The following is a 15,821-nucleotide window of genomic DNA, read 5'->3' on the forward strand; positions in this document are numbered from 1 at the left end:
CTTATGAAGCGGGAGCATGTCATTAAGCCGGTTTTGAATCACCATTATCCCACCATAGCCTATGGAAAAGGTGTCTTCCTGTACGATGATCAAGGTAAAGCTTATATAGACGGTTGCTCGGGAGCTGTGACGGCTGGAATCGGGCACGGTGTACCAGATATCGTTGATGCCATGCTTGAGCAAGCAAACAAAGTATCTTTCGTTTATCGGTCGCAGTTTACAAGCGAACCTGGCGAGAAGCTGGCAGAAAAGCTAAGTGACTTAGCTCCCGGCAACGACTACTGGAGCTTCTTCGTGAACAGCGGATCAGAAGCGACGGAAACGGCTATGAAGATAGCCATACAGCATTGGCAAGAGCAAGGGAGACATGGCAAGAATAAAGTGATCTCTAGGAGAATGAGCTATCATGGCATTACGTTGGGTGCGCTTTCAATGTCAGGGCATGTGCTGCGTAGAAGACGATTTATCCCTTTATTAGAAGACTTTCCAGTCGTTGCTACACCTTACTGCTACCGCTGCCCACTGGGTAAAACTTCGCCGAATTGCCAATTAGCGTGTGCAGATGATTTGGCAACAGCGATCAAGCGAATAGGTTCCGAGCATATTGCTGCTTTCATTGCAGAGCCGATCATCGGAGCTGCTGGGGGAGCCATTGTTCCGCCAAATGGCTATTTCCAAAGAATTAAAGCCATCTGTGAACAGAATGAGATCTTATTCATCGCGGATGAGGTCATGACAGGGATAGCTCGAACAGGGGCTATGTTCGCAATGGAGCATTACGGCGTTGAACCTGATCTTATTGCTTTGGGGAAAGGGATGAGCGCAGGTTATACACCGATAGCAGCTACGTTAGTAAAAGATCGGGTGATGGAGCCTATCTTGAAGGGGTCCAAAAGTATTATGTCTGGCCACACATATAGTGCTAATCCGCAATCGGCAGCTGTGTCGTTGGCGGTACTTAGCTATATCGAGAAGCATCAGTTAGTCAGCGCTGCCGAGAGCAAAGGGCAATATTTGATGGGCCAATTGCAGCAAATGGCAGATGGCATCCTGAGCATCGGTGATGTGAGGGGCCAAGGTATGTTGTTAGCGATCGAATTTGTTGCAGATCAGACAACAAAGCGACCATTTCCATTTGGATTAGGTGTCACCTCTCGGATCATTGAGAGAGCCTTTCAGAAAGGGCTGCTCGTATATCCGGCCGCAGGTGCGGTAGATGGAGAAGGGGATGCGATTATCATCGCCCCGCCTTTGGTCATTACGGAGGAGGAAATCGACCAACTGGTGGGGATATTAGAGGCATCCATTCAAGAAGTCATAGCTGAGATTACCCCTTCTAGATTGGAGGAGATATGATGGTACTCAATGAAAGCTCACCTGCTGGTGCGGCCAGCAAAGTAAAGACGCTGGAAGAAGCGCTTCAAATGATTTCGGATGGCTGTACATTGATGTTCGGCGGGTTCGGCGGCATTGGTACACCGCCATCGTTAATCGAGGGTATTTGGCAGAAGGACGTCAAAGATCTAACGATCATAGGAAATGACACTGGATTTCCGCATATCGGCATTGGCCGATTAGTCACAGCAGGATGTGTGAAGAAAGTGATTGCTTCGCACATTGGGTCGAATCCTAACGCTGGTCAGATGATGGAGCAGGGCACTATGGAAGTGGTTTTCTACCCGCAAGGTACGTTATGTGAGAAAATCCGAGCTGGCGGTGTAGGCCTTGGCGGGATCTTAGTGGATGTCGGCGTTGGCACGATTATGGAACAGGGTAAGGAGACCGTATCCATGGATGGGAAAACGTATCTGGTCGAGCCAGCCCTTACGGCAGATGTTGCCATTGTGCATGCCAAGAAAGCAGATACCTACGGGAACCTCATCTACGATAAAAGCGGCAGAAATCTGAATCCACTCGTCGCGATGGCCGGGAAGATAACGATTGCGGAGGTCGATGAGATCGTTCCATTAGGTGAGCTGGACCCCGAAAGTATTGTCACGCCAGGAATATTCGTGGATATGGTGATCTTGAGCGGAGGGGTGACTTGGGAATGGGTATGGGAAAAGAAATCCGCGAGCGGATAGCTAAGCGGGCTGCTCAAGAGCTAAAGAGCGGCATGGCCGTTAATCTAGGCATCGGTATCCCAACCATGGTTGCGGATTATGTCCCTGAAGACATTCACGTTGTTTTTCATGCGGAGAATGGCATTCTGGGTGCAGGCGGTGCGCCGATTCCTGGGGAGGAAGATGCTTTTCTGTGCAACGCAGGCGGATATCCCATGACAATAACGAGTGGTGCTTCCTACTGCGATAGCGCGATTGCTTTTGCTATGATTCGCAGAGGTTGTATCGACATTACGATACTCGGGGCGTTAGAAGTGAGTGAGCGTGGGGATTTGGCTAATTGGATCGTCCCAGGGAAGCGAGTGGCAGGTATCGGCGGGGCAATGGAGCTTGCGCAGAAGGCCAAAAAAGTAATCGTTCTGATGAACCATGTAAACCGGCAGGGAGAGTCTAAGGTAAAAAAGCAATGTGACTTACCACTTACGGCTGTAGCCTGTGTGAAATTGATTATTACGGAAATGGCCGTGATGGAGGTTACGGAGGGGGGTCTGGTTTTGAGAGAGATCATGTTGCCTTATACGATTGAAGACGTTATCCGCCATACAGAGGCTGCTTTACTCATCCCTAGTTCAATTTCCTATATCCCATAAAGGGTAGGAAGGACGTCTTGTGCCATGTGTGGAAGGAGGAGTTTCCTTTGTCAAACGAACATACAGAACTGCACACATCCATCCATGATTGGATCCGTCAGCATCGAGAAGCTGGCACATCTTTTCTCCAGCAGCTGGTTAAAATGCCAAGCACGCAAGGTCATGAGCAGGAGGCCCAGCTTTTTATTGCTGAGAAATTGCGAGAGTTAGCGCTCGATGTTGAGGTCTGGGAGCCTGACGGAGATGCGCTTCAGAGCCATCCCTATTTCTGTTCTCCGCGTAGTCATTTTACAGGCAGTCCGAATGTGGTTGGTGTATTAAAAGGGTCGGGCGGCGGTCGTTCCTTGCTGTTGAATGGACACATGGATGTCGTTCCAGAAGGGAATCGTGAACAATGGCAGGATGACCCATTTAGCGGCCGTGTCGTGGATGGGAAACTGTATGGACGCGGGGCTACGGATATGAAAGGTGGCACTGCTTCGCTTCTTATGGCTGTTGAGGCGATTCAAGGGCTTGGATTGACATTGAAAGGTGATGTGATTTTCGAAAGTGTCATTGAAGAAGAAAGTGGTGGAGCGGGTACACTGGCGGCTATTGTCAAAGGTTACCGGGCGGACGCGGCTCTCATTCCCGAACCTACCAATTTACGGATATTCCCAAAGCAACAAGGCTCTATGTGGTTCCGAATTGAAGTCAAAGGTCGATCGGCTCACGGGGGAACGAGGTATGAAGGTGTGAGTGCCATAGAGAAAAGTGTGACTGTAATTCAGCACATACGTGAGCTAGAGGAGCTTAGAAATGCCCGAATTATAGATCCTTTGTATGCCAAAAATCCCATTCCGATCCCGATTAATATCGGTATTATTCAAGGTGGGAATTGGCCTTCGTCTGTTTCAGATACCGTGAAGCTAGAGGGTCGCATGGGGGTTGCCCCGGAGGAAACTTTAGAAGCCGCTAAAGCGGAAATGAGCGATTGGATGGCGGGTTTAAGTTTGAAAGACCCATGGTTTGAATCGCATCCACCTCACGTGGAATGGTTCGGGGCACAATGGGTTCCGGGAAGTGTTGATCCTGAGCATGACTTGATGAAGGTACTTATGCAGCAATACCGCGTGGTTAAACAAGATGAACCCACAATTGAAGCGTCGCCTTGGGGCACAGACGGTGGTTTACTCACGCAGGTTGGTGAGACGCCATGTATCGTTTTTGGCCCAGGCATCACACAGGTTGCCCATTATCCGAACGAGCACATCGTGTTGGATCATATGTTTGAAGCGGCTGAGATTATCGCATTGACCATCATTCATTGGTGTGGTTTGGAGGCATAAGGAATGGATCAAAATACGAGACAGACGACGTATATTGAGATGAAAACAGCAATTCCGGGGCCGCAGGCTCAAAAGTTATTGGAACGCCGTTTAGCGAGTATTCCGAGAGGGCCTTTTCATACCATGGCGACATTTGCGGCCAAAGGGGAAGGAGCACTCCTGACGGATGTTGATGGAAATACGTTCATTGATTTGGCAGGTGCGATTGGCTCCTTAAATGTCGGCCATTGTCCACCCAAAGTGGTGGAGGCATTGAAGGCGCAATTGGATCTTTATCTGCATCCTTGCTTTCATGTCATGATGTATGAACCCTATGTAGCACTGGCTGAAAAACTCAATGCTTTGACACCCGGGGATCATCCGAAGAAAACATTCTTCTTGAACAGCGGTGCAGAAGCGGTTGAGAATGCGGTGAAAATCGCTCGTAAATTCACGGGACGCAAAGCTGTAATTTCTTTCGAACGTGGCTTCCACGGCAGAACCTATATGGCGATGTCTTTAACTAGCAAGGTAAAGCCGTATAAGAATGGCTTCGGTCCTTTTGCACCGGATACGTACAAAATGCCTTATCCGTACTACTACCGTTCGCCATCCGGATTATCGCAAGATGAAGTAGATGAGCAACTTTTACAAAAATTTGAGGAATTCTTTCTAGTCGAGGTGCCGGGAGAAGACGTTGCTGCGATCATCATGGAACCGGTGCAAGGAGAAGGTGGCTTTGTGATCCCTTCGGCTAAGTTTGTACAGGGTGTGAAGGGAATCTGCGAGAAATACGGGATCCTGCTGATTGCTGACGAAGTCCAGACGGGATTCGGACGGACAGGGAAAAACTTTGCCATGGAACACTTTGGCGTTATACCGGATTTAATGACCATGTCCAAATCGATTGCGGCTGGACTTCCAATAAGTGCCGTTACCGGTCGGGCGGAAATAATGGATGCACCAGGCATTGGTGAAATCGGTGGCACCTATGGCGGCAGTCCGCTTGGGTGTGTAGCGGCATTACAAGTGATTGATATGCTCGTGGAGGAACGGCTTGCAGAAAGAGCGATTGTCATTGGGGCTGCTGTGAGTGAGCGTTTCCTACGTCTGCAGGACGAAGTAGGATGCATTGGGGACGTGCGTACGTTAGGTGCGATGAGCGCGATAGAGATTGTCAAGGATCAGGTTTCCAAGAAGCCGGATAAAGAGATGACGACGCGGATTTTGCAGGAAGCGCATCAACAAGGTGTCATTGTGATGAGTGCAGGTATTTACGGTAATGTGATACGAATCCTAAGTCCGTTGGTCATAACGGATGAACAGCTCGCTGAGGCATTAGTTGTCCTAGAGCAGGCTGTAAAGACATGCTATAATCAATCTTCTTGAACGTATGTGCAAGGAGGAGATCAGAATGAGGAAGCAGCTATTTATCGATGGGACTTGGGTGGAAGCGAGTGGGTATCGACCCTTATTCTCACCTTACAACGGTGAACAAATTGCTGAAATCGGTTATGCAGGAGCAGCCGAAGTCGAGCTTGCTATAGCAGCTGCTGAACGAGCAAAGTCAGTCATGGCAGCGATGTCGGCGCATCAGAGGGCATCCATACTGGAGAAGCTGGCAGCTTTAATCCGAGAGAATAAGGAAGCATGTGCGCGATTAATCTCGCTTGAAGCCGCTAAGCCGATTACAACGGCGAGAATAGAGGTAGAGCGAACAATCGCGACCTACCAATTCGCCGCAGAAGAAGCGAAGCGAATTCAGGGTGAAACGATACCGATGGATGCGGCACCTGGCGGGGAAGGTCGTGTCGCGTACACGATTCATCAACCCTTGGGCGTCGTAGCGGCGATTACACCGTTTAACTTCCCGATGAATTTGGTTGCACATAAAGTTGGCCCAGCTATTGCTGCAGGTAATACACTTGTCTTGAAGCCGGCTGGCCAAACGCCGTTATCTGTCTTGTTTTTGGCAGAGCTTATGCAACAGTCGGGACTTCCGGCAGGCGCTTTAAATGTGGTAACTGGCAGTGGCAGTGTGATTGGCGACTTGCTGGTTACGGATAAAAGAATCAAGGCTGCCACCTTTACGGGAAGTCCTGAAGTTGGGATCACCATTCGCAATAAGGCGGGGTTAAAAAAGGTCATTTTAGAATTAGGCTCCAATTCAGCACTCATTGTAGATCAAGGTGTTGATGTAGACGCGATGATCGCCAGGGCGGTTACAGGGGCATTTTCCTATGCCGGTCAGGTATGTATCTCGCTTCAGCGGATTTATGTGCATGACCAGTTGTTCGATGAATTTGTCCACAAATTCGTAAAGCAGACGGAGACACTTCAGCTAGGTGATCCTTTGGATGAAGGCACGGATGTATCCGCATTAATCGGTGTTCGTGACGCTGAACGCGCGATGCAATGGATCTCAGAAGCGGAGCAATTAGGTGCGATTGTCGCGACTGGCAACAAGAGAGAGGGGAATATTGTTCACCCGACTGTCTTGCTCAACGTTGCTTCTTCCGCAAGCGTCTCGTGCCAAGAAGTATTTGCTCCGATCGTCATGATTAATCGCGTTTCGTCGATCGAAGAAGCGATACGTTTGGTTAATGATTCTAAATATGGCCTCCAGGCAGGTATTTACACGGAAAATATCCGCACAGCGCTCGCAGCTGCTGAAGCGTTGGAGGTAGGGGGTGTCATGATCAATGACATTCCCACCTTCCGTGTGGACCACATGCCGTATGGAGGCGTGAAAGAGAGCGGCACAGGGCGCGAGGGCGTAAAGTATGCGATACGCGAGTTGACGGAGATGAAATTGATTTGTTTTAAAAAGTGATGGACAAAGAAGCTAAGCTGGTTGTGCTTAGCTTCTTTGTTGTGGCGGCTGGGGGCGTGGGCCTGCGCTTTGGGACGCTAGCGAGGGGGGAGATACTCGGCCGCGCGAGGATGAAAGCCGACGAGATACACGAAAAATTCGAGTTACGGCAGCAGTACGTGGCCTTTTGGATGCTGCAACTCGAAAAATTCGAGTTACGGCATCAGTTCGCGGCCTTTTAGGCGCTGCAACTCGAAAAATTCGAGTTACGGCATCAGTTTGCGGCCTTTTAGGCGCTGCAACTCGAAAAATTCGAGTTAAGGCATCAGTTCGTGGCCTTTTGGACGCTGCAACTCGAAAAATTCGAGTTGCAGCATCAGTTCGCGGCCTCTTGGATACTGCAACTCGAAAAATTCGAGTTACGGCAGCAGCTCGCGGCCTTTCGTCACCAGCGCCTCATTACTCCCCAGGAATCTCAGCAGCGCTCACAATCTTCTCTTTATGCTGTGCTTTGATTAATTTGTCTTTCATTTCATCTCGCACTGGCCGTCGATCCTTGAGTGACATGTGCTCCGGTGTTTCCTGATACGTCTTCCTTCGACCGATTCGGCGCAAATTTTCTGGCACTAAGTTGAATTTTTCATCTTTCATGAGCGCGATAATGCCTGTGCTTTCTGGCTGTTTTTGGATGCCGTACATCTCATTGAAGTATTCGTCGGCTCGGCCGGGAACGTAGTTTTTCGGCTCGGGATAGCCGACGATGACGCCTTCATAATTACGCAGGATAACTTTATCTTGACTCTGTGAGATGAGATAGTTAGGCTGCAGTGCAATTTTTCCGCCTCCGCCTGGTGCATCAACAACAAAGGTAGGTACTGTGTTTCTTAAATGACGTATGATATACTAGGGTCTCAACTACTTAACGAGGTGAGCCAAATGCACTTGGGGATGTATCTACGGATTTCACAAGAGAAAAAGACAGAGGGCGTCGAAACGCTTTTGAATCATAGGAACATACTGATAGAGTATTGCACAAAACATGGACATACCTTTGAGGAGTTTTCAGAAGTTCTCAGCGGTGGTGCGTCCGATATGGAACAGCGTCCACAGCTTCAAAGGCTACTGGACAATATTGAACGATTTGACGGAATACTAGTAATTGAATTGTCCCGTTTGAGCCGTAATGGGCTCATCTCTGAAACGGTACTGCAATATTGCAAAGACTATGACAAGCCCATCCTGACTCCAGACAAGGTTTATGACTTGGCAAATAGTAGCACGGACGAAACAATGTACAAATTCGGATCTCTGATTGCTTCACAAGAGCATGCACTCATTGGTAGGCGTTCCAAGAACAACAAGATTTCAATGGCAAAACAGGGGCTACATATTTCTGGGGGGATCCCGTTCGGTTACAGAAGAAACGACAGTACGAAACGGCTTGAGATCTTCGAATCAGAAGCACAGGTGGTACGTTATATCTTTCAGCTTCACAGTGAAGGTTTGGGAAGTCGCAAGATCGTTGATACATTGAACCGCGAAGGCTACAAACCACAACGATCTGAAGCATTCCAACTGCCTACAGTGAAACGCATCATCCAAAATCCTGCCTACAAAGGGACAGTCGTGTTCCAAGATCGGAAACGTATTAAAGAGAATGGCAAATTCGTTTTCAAGATCGTGAACACAATCGAGTCCCACGATGCCCACGAGCCTATTATTTCCGTTGACCAATGGGATAATGCAAACAGAGAACGAGCTATCCGTGCAGATCAAGCGAGAGTTTACAGAGACAAACCCGCGCCAAAGACGGGAACAACGATGTTGAAGGACTTGCTCTACTGTGGTCTCTGTGGCAGGAAACTAGTCATAAGGAAAGAGCTAAATGGGACTTATAGCATCAAACCTTGTGAATATCAACTGCCCAATAGTGCTGAGAAATGTACCAACAACGGGATCAAGTTAGAATACATCGAAGCCGATATTATTGACGCATTGAAAGCCCATGAGGAACAGATGCAACATGAACTGTCCCTGCTTGAGCAACAAGATCTGTCCAGTATTGAATCCGATCTGAAAGAAAAGCTTGCACATATTGACATTCAAATTGCAGAGAATCAGAGACAGCAAACCGCATTAATCGACCTAGCCGTGTCAGGTATCTTCACACATGATGAATTAAAGGTCAAACGACAAGCATTGATCGATATGGGACAAGCTTTGGAACAGAGCCGTGACAAGTTAATAGAACAGAGTGAGTCCATCAACGTCACGAGTCATATTGAACGGATGTCACAGGTCTTCAAATTACTGAACGGCTTTGAATCGTTGCCAGTGGAGGCACAGAACAGAGCATTGAAGCAGTTCATCAAAAAGATCCACTTCACACGAAACATGCCACTTGAGATCCGCATGCTATCGACACGGAATCAGATTAGAAGAGAGTTTCCCTACGATCTATCAATTGAATATTTTTAGTCAAGAGGGGTGTCCGCGAGGGGCATCCTTTTTGCATTCCCTGAGACCCCTTTTAATGGCATGTTTCTGACCTTGTAAGGCGCGGTAAGGTGTTTCACCTCTCTACGCTGTCAAGGGTCTGTGAATGCCATATAGGGGCTTTATTCGATATACAGAATCGATCATACATGCTGCTGAAAAATTAGGCGTACACCGTGAGACGCTTCAGAATCAATTTTAAGTCGTTTTTTTCTTTTGTGCTGTAATACAATGTATTGCACGCGTAATGTCCCAGAGTGGCTCACATGCTGTCACAGGACGAACGGGGGTTTGTAATGGTACGGGTCAGGAATATTGGATCGATTTGAGAGGATCTCACAGGGGGTTCAGCATGGCATTGACAGAGTTTTGACATTGGCTGAAGCCACAGACTAACCAGAGACAGTCACAAACCACCCCTTCACGGATCTAGGCAGGGGTCAGAATGGGATCTGGACAATATCAAAATGGTGGAAAATACCCTTCAATTGGGTCAAAATAGGGCTGTTACCGTATTTCCGAAAGTAGCAGGAAGCACTCGGAAACGGCTGTATCCCGCACTGGGCAAGGGATTGGACGATTCGGGCATTGTTACCCCATTTGGCTCCCCCTTTCTCTCTATATATACCCCTTTATATACCCTTATATAATATATATACATTTATAAAAAAGTAGTAACAAGGTAATTAAGTAACAGCCCTTGGTGTATCTGGCTTTTGTGTTTACCTTTTTGCTACTTTCCTGATTTCCCTTGGTAGCATTGTGAAAATCGGGCAGCAGTGGTGATTGTCTGTGTAGATACATACACGAGAGGATGATCCCCTTGTCCCATCCTGCCCAATCCCCTGACACGTTAACACTCTTCTCTATCTCGACGTTGAGCGGTCAGTGTATAAAATTTACTCGGGAGAGGAGGGTGTTAAGTTGAGTGGAGGAGGAATGTATACAGATCTGTTAATTGCCGCGACAAGTCAATGTCCAGATCCTGTCCAATGATGTTCACAGGTCTGTTACATTTGTGACAACTTTTTCACTTTATTTTTGCAGATTGCTCGGATATTGCCCAAAAGTGCTATCACTAGAGGCATAAGTGCAGTGGTATCACCAAGTGAACCAAAACTAAACTGAGGGGGAAACAAGCATGAAAAATAAAGTAGGCAGACCAAGTACAGGACGTATTGGATGGTGGAGCATCCCACTATGGGAACGTGAACGGGAACAAAGAAGCATCATGCAACGGAGTAGTTTCGAGACTGAGGAGTTCATGCGTTGCATACTAGTCGATGTCAAGCCAATAGACGGTAATCTCTATATTGCTACATGTGTCAACGAAACTTTAAAGCTGATAGACAAGCGTGTTGAGGATCGTGCATTTAAACGGGATATAGGTGCAGTACACAAGTCTAAGCGAATTGTTCATGGCAAATTCGAACCAACATACTTTGGTGAAACCATACGAGATGGTTATGAATTGAAAGTCACCACTCGTCAGTATCAGAACGGATATTTTAACGATATTGCCATGTCTTACTATCTACGGGCAAAAGTTGTCAAAGAACTGGTCAGGTGGCTGAACGGTGATGTTGACCGCGGGAAATGGATCGGGAAAGTCAATGATAAGGAGTTCCCAGACTTGGACAGATCGTATCAGCCTTTTGTCAAGTTTATGAGAACCGTTATTAACAAGCGTGAGGCTGATTTCTTTGGTAGCAAATTGAATCTTCTGACCAATGATACCGAGTTCAAATATGAGAATTGAAAAAAGTTTTAAATATTTTCTGGTTTTCAAGCAAAAATGGACTATTTAGTTCGATAACAAATTATAGGATGACCAAACAACATACGAGGTGATAAACGTGGCAAACAGTAAACGATATACGTTCAGAGCAGTGACCGAGCAAGACCAAGCTCTTATAGATGAGTTCCTTATAAAGCACCAATACATTGACTTTCCATCTTTCATTCGAGCAGTAGTGATCGATGCAATTGCTTCATACAAGTACGATCGATTGGAACATCTTCTTAGAGTGATCAATGACCACCAACGGGAACACGGTGCTCCTGAGATCTAAACAATGACGTTCAGCTAACAGGACATCAGTTTCTGGTGTCTTGTAGGGTGTGACTTGTCATTGCACCACCTTCAAGGGTGAATTTGTTCTTTTCAAAGATTTGTCCCCAGCTAGGTCAGCATCTGATCCAAGGTGCTTACCCATGGTGGGCATGAATCCACCACCTTTGTACGCCACTAGGTTTTGTTCGATGATTACGCTGATACCTCTACATGTGACTAGATCACAGAGTGAAGCAGAAAGGATACCGACTGCGTATTGAGTTACGCTCGGTCTTCCATCTCGTCAAAGGCGTTGCGTCTTTTCTATTAGCGTTGCCTACACGATAGTAGGACATGTTGTGAGTCTTCCGTGTTTAGTAAAACTCTCAGGTAGCCGACACCTAGTTCGGATGGCAGACGGGCGTCACCTACTGACCCGTACGGTGGTTTTCTGAGTGCATGTTCCCATATTTGAAAGCTTACATGCCTGAGGTCTGGTACACCTTGTCATAAAAACGTACCATCCACTTTCATCGCCTAGTAATAGGTACGGCTCTCCAGTGCTTCGGATTCATTGGAGGGTCATTTCTTTTAAACGCAATTCTGTAAACTCATTCCTTATTGGATTGGGTTCTTTCTGCATTTGTCCTCTGCACTAACGATTCATGACAAATCTATTAGAGTGTCGTGCCGTTACGGAGCGGATAAAGACCGCTATACAATTTCAACCGACAATCGCAAACAAAAAATCGAATAGCACGGCAAATAGAACCACGGGGGTGAGCAAGTGAAATTAGAAATCAGAAATGATTCGGTCAAGATTTCCGGTTACGTCAATGTAACTCAGAGAGACAGCCGTACATTGAGCGATGAAAAGCGTGGGAAATTCATTGAGCAAATTATGCCCAAAGCATTTGACCAAGCATTGAGTAGAGCATCCAATGTTGATCTACTGTTTAACCATAAACAGGATAGGCGATTAGGAAGCACTCAGGAGGGTTCTCTTGAACTTTACGAGGACGTGATCGGACTACGAGCCGAAGCCACTGTCACAGACGAGGAAGTCGTACAGAGAGCAAAGGATGGGAAATTGACAGGTTGGTCGTTTGGCTTCCACGCCAAGGATTCAGAATGGCAAAATTCTACTCCTAACCGCCGATATGTGAAGGATTTGGACTTGGTCGAGGTATCGATCTTGGACGTAACTCCTGCATATTACGGCACCACAATTGAGCAGCGAGATGGCTCGGACGATCTCGAAATCAGAACAACGGAGGTTAAGGAAATGAAAGACATTGAAGAAATGAGTGCCAAAGAATTACACGAACGTCGCAATGACTTGTTAGAAACGGTTGAACAAATCGAAATCAAATTACAAATCGAAGATGAGAAAAGGGGTTTTGAAATCATGACAGTAGTCAAAGATGTAGCACAGAACGCAGAACTAGAAGCACGTAAATTGGATGACCAAGCATTCCTAGCATTGGTTAAGAAGAACCGTACAGACGCGGTAGAAGGTCGTGCATTGACGGCAGGGACTAATGGTTCAGTAATTCCTGTTTCCGTTGCAAATCGAATCATCGAAGTAGCAAAGAACGTGTCCCCGATCTTGGCAAAAGCTACGATCTGGAACGTGAAGGGTGATCTTCAGCTTCCTGCATACGACTACACTGCACATGTGTTCGAGTACGTTCAGGAAGGTACTCCAGTAAATGACACAGGCGGTCAATTCACTGGGCCGAAGCTGACAAACTACATTCTAGGTGCTTTGACAAAGGTTTCGAACAGCCTAATCAATCGTACAGATTTAGATGTTGTCCCGATCATCATCCGTCAAATCGGTTTATCATTGGCTCTATTTCTTGAAAAAGAGATCATCCAAGAGACTGGTGCAAAGCTGAAGGGCTTGAAGAGTGGTGTTACTGTAACAGCTACTTCTACCAACAGCACAACAGCGGTGATCGATGCAAAGACTGTCACAGATTTGATCGGTCTTCAAATGAAAGTTCCTCAGATCCATCAAGCCAATAGCGCATGGTTAATGTCCCCGCAAGTGTGGACTGCGATTCGTTCCCTTACAGGTGCATCTGGTCAGCTTCTGATCAGTGGTGATGACAGCGGTATTGCAGAAGATGGTGGTCTTCGCCTATTTGGGAAACCCGTCATGCTTAGTGACCAAATGCCTGCAACATTGGCACTAAATGCCCGCGGAATCTACTACGGTGATTTCTCTGGTCTTGACGTGAAGTTCACAACTGACGTTCAAGTGAAAGTTCTTCAAGAGCGTTACGCGGATAGCTACCAAACGGGTGTCGTGTGCTTCCAAGAACTAGACAGCGTGGTCGGGGATCCTTCCAAGTTTGCTGTTCTTTTGGGTAAGTAATTTCCACACTGGGTCGATCCTTCAACGGGTCGACTCTTTATTTTCACAAAAATCAAAGATATCCATACAGAGGAGATACGATAATGACGAAAAGGCAGGACGCAAAAAAACTGCACGGAAATTGCAAAATCACAGACGAGCAGGTAAGAGAAATTTACGCACGGGGTCACAAGGGTGAGAGTCAGACAGCACTTGGCAAAGAGTTCGGGGTCACTCAGGGGCACGTTGGGTATATCTTGAAAAGACATACACGTCTCAAGGCACTACTTGGAGGTTCTGAGCAATGAGTGTCAGCAAACTGGAACGTCACGAGGACGAGTGGAAAAATGGTTGGTGGGGAGTGGATCCCATAAAAGGCGAGTTCTGTTTCCATTGCAATGGAACACACAGATTGAAGTACATGGACAGCTATAGGCAGGGGATCTGCATCAATTGTGTTCAAGCCGAAATAGACAGTCAGAGGAGGATCAAGAGATGAGCCAAGCAACCAAGATCAACGGTAATTTGACCCGTGAAGAGTATGCCAAAGCGCAAGCTGAGAAAAAGCCGAAAAAGTGACCCATCTCCGTGGAGAGTGAGCCGAAAAACGGCATTTTTAACTTCCGAATTCTCTTGAATGCTCTTGAATACTACCTTCTCCGATGGGGAGTTGACCTACAATCGATTATCTTTTTAAAAGTAAGCCTAGTGCCCGTTTCATCAACTTCGTTGATCTGAGGGCATCTGACAGCCAATTCAAAATCAAAGGAGAGAACGAGATTATGATTCATCATCGAGGTATCAAACTGGTCAATTCTGTTGACATGACCAATCAAGGTGTCAGGAAAGCTGTTGACAAACTGTGTGATCGTCTTGAAGAGACTGGGTTCATATTAGTGGGCGCATACCATTCAACGTCCCAGAAGATCAAAGGAACGTGTAAAAATGCTCATGACATTGAGATCAAACCAAATGACTTTGTGAGCAAGAAAGCAGGATGCAAAACATGTCATCTGTTGAGACTCCACGGACATGAGCAAATGGTCAAGGATTTTGACAGAGAGGTCAAACGTCACAAGCTGAAACAAGAAGAACCATTGGACTTCAGCAAGGGCATCTTGAAAGGTTTGAAAGAGAAGTACCTGTTCACTTGCCCGCACGGTCAAGAACACTACCTGTCACCGTATTCAATGGTCAAGAGCATCTTGTTCCAATGTCATTGTGGCAAGTGTTAGATCGTGATTTACAGCATACTTTTTACTCGTTTTCAAAGGTGGTAACAGGCTACAGACCTACTGCCACAAGGCTTTCAAGGATTCTGTAACTATTTCACAAAAAGGAAGTACAAAGGTCTGGAGAGTCTCTATAGAGCGTTCCCGTATTCCGCTCCCCTATAATATATTATTTATTTAAAAGTATACTTCCTTTTGGTAATCAGTAACATATATGCCCCAATCCCTTGCCCAGAGCGTGGTTCGGGTGCTACTTGTTTTAAAAACTTTTTGTAACTGGCTTCACAATTCTGATCAACGGAGGTCAACAGTAATGATGATATCGGTTCTAATTTTCAGCACAAGTAAGATCCACCACTTTTATCCAACTGCCCAGACCTTTGACGCGGGCTGTCTAGAGATTGTCAAGATCCTTGCACAAGATGGTCTGGTCATTGGCGAAAATTTTAACATCCTCTAGAGGGCACTTATACGGCACTTTCAAATCACTTTTGACCAGATAGGCACAATCCCCTTCCAAGGGGTGGCAAGGGTTTTAAAACACAAAAAAGGGGTGGTATCGATGGCTAGAGAGTTCGTGGCAATGACGATCAATGTAAAGTATTTGATAAGTGAAAGATTAATATTCGAGAGATTAGCTTTTGAGAAATTAGCTTTTGAAAAGGAGAATAAGCAAGAAGTGAACCGTGACTACTATCACGATGAAGACAAGCCAGATTTTGACGAGGAAGATAGGCACAGATATGACGATCAAGAGAGCGGGTGGGATGGGGCATGGTAATAACTTGGATCCTTATTGTCTGCTTGACATCCCTGTTGACGTGGATGGCTATGGAACATGATACA

Annotated in this window: 15 protein-coding genes and 1 pseudogene; 15 read left to right on the forward strand and 1 reads right to left on the reverse strand. The window is 46.6% G+C overall.

Annotated elements, in window-relative coordinates; genetic code table 11:
* Window positions 1-3: 3 nt before the first annotated feature.
* Genes J2736_RS05915 through J2736_RS05945 form a run of 7 tightly spaced genes read left to right on the forward strand, consistent with a single transcriptional unit; the run spans window position 4 to window position 7,074 of the window.
* Complete coding sequence (locus J2736_RS05915) at window positions 4-1,356, forward strand: aspartate aminotransferase family protein (RefSeq protein ID WP_310224376.1); 1,353 nt, start codon at window positions 4-6, stop codon at window positions 1,354-1,356.
* Complete coding sequence (locus tag J2736_RS05920; protein WP_310224378.1) at window positions 1,353-2,084, forward strand: CoA transferase subunit A; 732 nt, start codon at window positions 1,353-1,355, stop codon at window positions 2,082-2,084. The genes J2736_RS05915 and J2736_RS05920 overlap by 4 nt, the downstream gene beginning before the upstream one ends.
* Complete coding sequence (locus J2736_RS05925) at window positions 2,051-2,713, forward strand: 3-oxoacid CoA-transferase subunit B (RefSeq protein ID WP_310224380.1); 663 nt, start codon at window positions 2,051-2,053, stop codon at window positions 2,711-2,713. The genes J2736_RS05920 and J2736_RS05925 overlap by 34 nt, the downstream gene beginning before the upstream one ends.
* A 47-nt stretch (window positions 2,714-2,760) precedes the next feature.
* The gene (locus tag J2736_RS05930) at window positions 2,761-4,041 is read left to right on the forward strand and encodes a peptidase (protein ID WP_397340161.1); all 1,281 of its coding nucleotides are present in this window, start codon (window positions 2,761-2,763) and stop codon (window positions 4,039-4,041) included.
* A 3-nt stretch (window positions 4,042-4,044) separates the two neighbouring features.
* On the forward strand, window positions 4,045-5,409 hold the full coding sequence (gene gabT, locus J2736_RS05935; RefSeq protein WP_310224381.1) for a 4-aminobutyrate--2-oxoglutarate transaminase: 1,365 nt from the start codon (window positions 4,045-4,047) through the stop codon (window positions 5,407-5,409).
* Window positions 5,410-5,434: 25 nt separating this feature from the next.
* Entirely contained in the window at window positions 5,435-6,853 is a 1,419-nt protein-coding gene (locus tag J2736_RS05940) for an aldehyde dehydrogenase family protein (RefSeq protein WP_310224383.1), read from the forward strand.
* Window positions 6,853-7,074 (forward strand): hypothetical protein, encoded by a 222-nt coding sequence (locus J2736_RS05945; RefSeq protein ID WP_310224385.1) that lies wholly within the window; start codon window positions 6,853-6,855, stop codon window positions 7,072-7,074. Before J2736_RS05940 ends, J2736_RS05945 begins: the two co-directional genes overlap by 1 nt.
* 217 nt (window positions 7,075-7,291) lie before the next feature.
* Here J2736_RS05945 and J2736_RS05950 read toward each other — a convergent pair.
* Window positions 7,292-7,708 (reverse strand): annotated as a pseudogene (locus tag J2736_RS05950) (lysine 2,3-aminomutase); the annotation flags it as partial.
* Window positions 7,709-7,780: 72 nt separating this feature from the next.
* On the opposite strand from J2736_RS05950, the gene J2736_RS05955 reads away from it, so the two are divergent.
* From J2736_RS05955 to J2736_RS05990, 8 genes are all read left to right on the forward strand, one after another.
* Entirely contained in the window at window positions 7,781-9,310 is a 1,530-nt protein-coding gene (locus J2736_RS05955) for a recombinase family protein (protein ID WP_310225230.1), read from the forward strand.
* Between the two features lie 1,159 nt (window positions 9,311-10,469).
* On the forward strand, window positions 10,470-11,087 hold the full coding sequence (locus J2736_RS05960) for a hypothetical protein (RefSeq protein WP_310224387.1): 618 nt from the start codon (window positions 10,470-10,472) through the stop codon (window positions 11,085-11,087).
* A gap of 1,081 nt (window positions 11,088-12,168) precedes the next feature.
* A complete protein-coding gene (locus tag J2736_RS05965) occupies window positions 12,169-13,764 on the forward strand; it encodes a phage major capsid protein (protein WP_310224389.1) in 1,596 nt (531 codons plus the stop codon).
* Between the two features lie 83 nt (window positions 13,765-13,847).
* Complete coding sequence (locus J2736_RS05970) at window positions 13,848-14,051, forward strand: hypothetical protein (RefSeq protein WP_310224390.1); 204 nt, start codon at window positions 13,848-13,850, stop codon at window positions 14,049-14,051.
* A gap of 145 nt (window positions 14,052-14,196) precedes the next feature.
* The gene (locus J2736_RS05975) at window positions 14,197-14,322 is read left to right on the forward strand and encodes a hypothetical protein (RefSeq protein ID WP_310224391.1); all 126 of its coding nucleotides are present in this window, start codon (window positions 14,197-14,199) and stop codon (window positions 14,320-14,322) included.
* Window positions 14,323-14,525: 203 nt separating this feature from the next.
* The gene (locus J2736_RS05980) at window positions 14,526-14,978 is read left to right on the forward strand and encodes a hypothetical protein (protein ID WP_310224392.1); all 453 of its coding nucleotides are present in this window, start codon (window positions 14,526-14,528) and stop codon (window positions 14,976-14,978) included.
* Between the two features lie 310 nt (window positions 14,979-15,288).
* A complete protein-coding gene (locus J2736_RS05985; RefSeq protein WP_310224393.1) occupies window positions 15,289-15,435 on the forward strand; it encodes a hypothetical protein in 147 nt (48 codons plus the stop codon).
* A 102-nt stretch (window positions 15,436-15,537) separates the two neighbouring features.
* Window positions 15,538-15,756 carry a hypothetical protein gene (locus tag J2736_RS05990; protein ID WP_310224394.1) on the forward strand — a complete coding sequence of 73 codons (219 nt, stop codon included), beginning with the start codon at window positions 15,538-15,540 and terminating at the stop codon, window positions 15,754-15,756.
* The last annotated feature ends 65 nt before the right edge of the window (window positions 15,757-15,821 follow it).

This window comes from Paenibacillus qinlingensis (assembly GCF_031455095.1).
In the GTDB taxonomy this organism is placed as follows: domain Bacteria; phylum Bacillota; class Bacilli; order Paenibacillales; family NBRC-103111; genus Paenibacillus_E; species Paenibacillus_E qinlingensis_A.

Excerpts from the sequence above, each read along its gene's own strand:
- J2736_RS05970 (WP_310224390.1), top strand. The coding sequence starts at position 13,848 with ATGACGAAAAGGCAGGACGCAAAAAAACTGCACGGAAATTGCAAAATC.
- gabT (WP_310224381.1), top strand. The coding sequence starts at position 4,045 with ATGGATCAAAATACGAGACAGACGACGTATATTGAGATGAAAACAGCA.
- J2736_RS05940 (WP_310224383.1), top strand. The coding sequence starts at position 5,435 with ATGAGGAAGCAGCTATTTATCGATGGGACTTGGGTGGAAGCGAGTGGG.
- J2736_RS05945 (WP_310224385.1), top strand. The coding sequence starts at position 6,853 with ATGGACAAAGAAGCTAAGCTGGTTGTGCTTAGCTTCTTTGTTGTGGCG.
- J2736_RS05915 (WP_310224376.1), top strand. The coding sequence starts at position 4 with ATGAAGCGGGAGCATGTCATTAAGCCGGTTTTGAATCACCATTATCCC.
- J2736_RS05925 (WP_310224380.1), top strand. The coding sequence starts at position 2,051 with ATGGGTATGGGAAAAGAAATCCGCGAGCGGATAGCTAAGCGGGCTGCT.
- J2736_RS05960 (WP_310224387.1), top strand. The coding sequence starts at position 10,470 with ATGAAAAATAAAGTAGGCAGACCAAGTACAGGACGTATTGGATGGTGG.
- J2736_RS05980 (WP_310224392.1), top strand. The coding sequence starts at position 14,526 with ATGATTCATCATCGAGGTATCAAACTGGTCAATTCTGTTGACATGACC.
- J2736_RS05985 (WP_310224393.1), top strand. The coding sequence starts at position 15,289 with ATGATGATATCGGTTCTAATTTTCAGCACAAGTAAGATCCACCACTTT.
- J2736_RS05955 (WP_310225230.1), top strand. The coding sequence starts at position 7,781 with ATGTATCTACGGATTTCACAAGAGAAAAAGACAGAGGGCGTCGAAACG.
- J2736_RS05990 (WP_310224394.1), top strand. The coding sequence starts at position 15,538 with ATGGCTAGAGAGTTCGTGGCAATGACGATCAATGTAAAGTATTTGATA.
- J2736_RS05920 (WP_310224378.1), top strand. The coding sequence starts at position 1,353 with ATGATGGTACTCAATGAAAGCTCACCTGCTGGTGCGGCCAGCAAAGTA.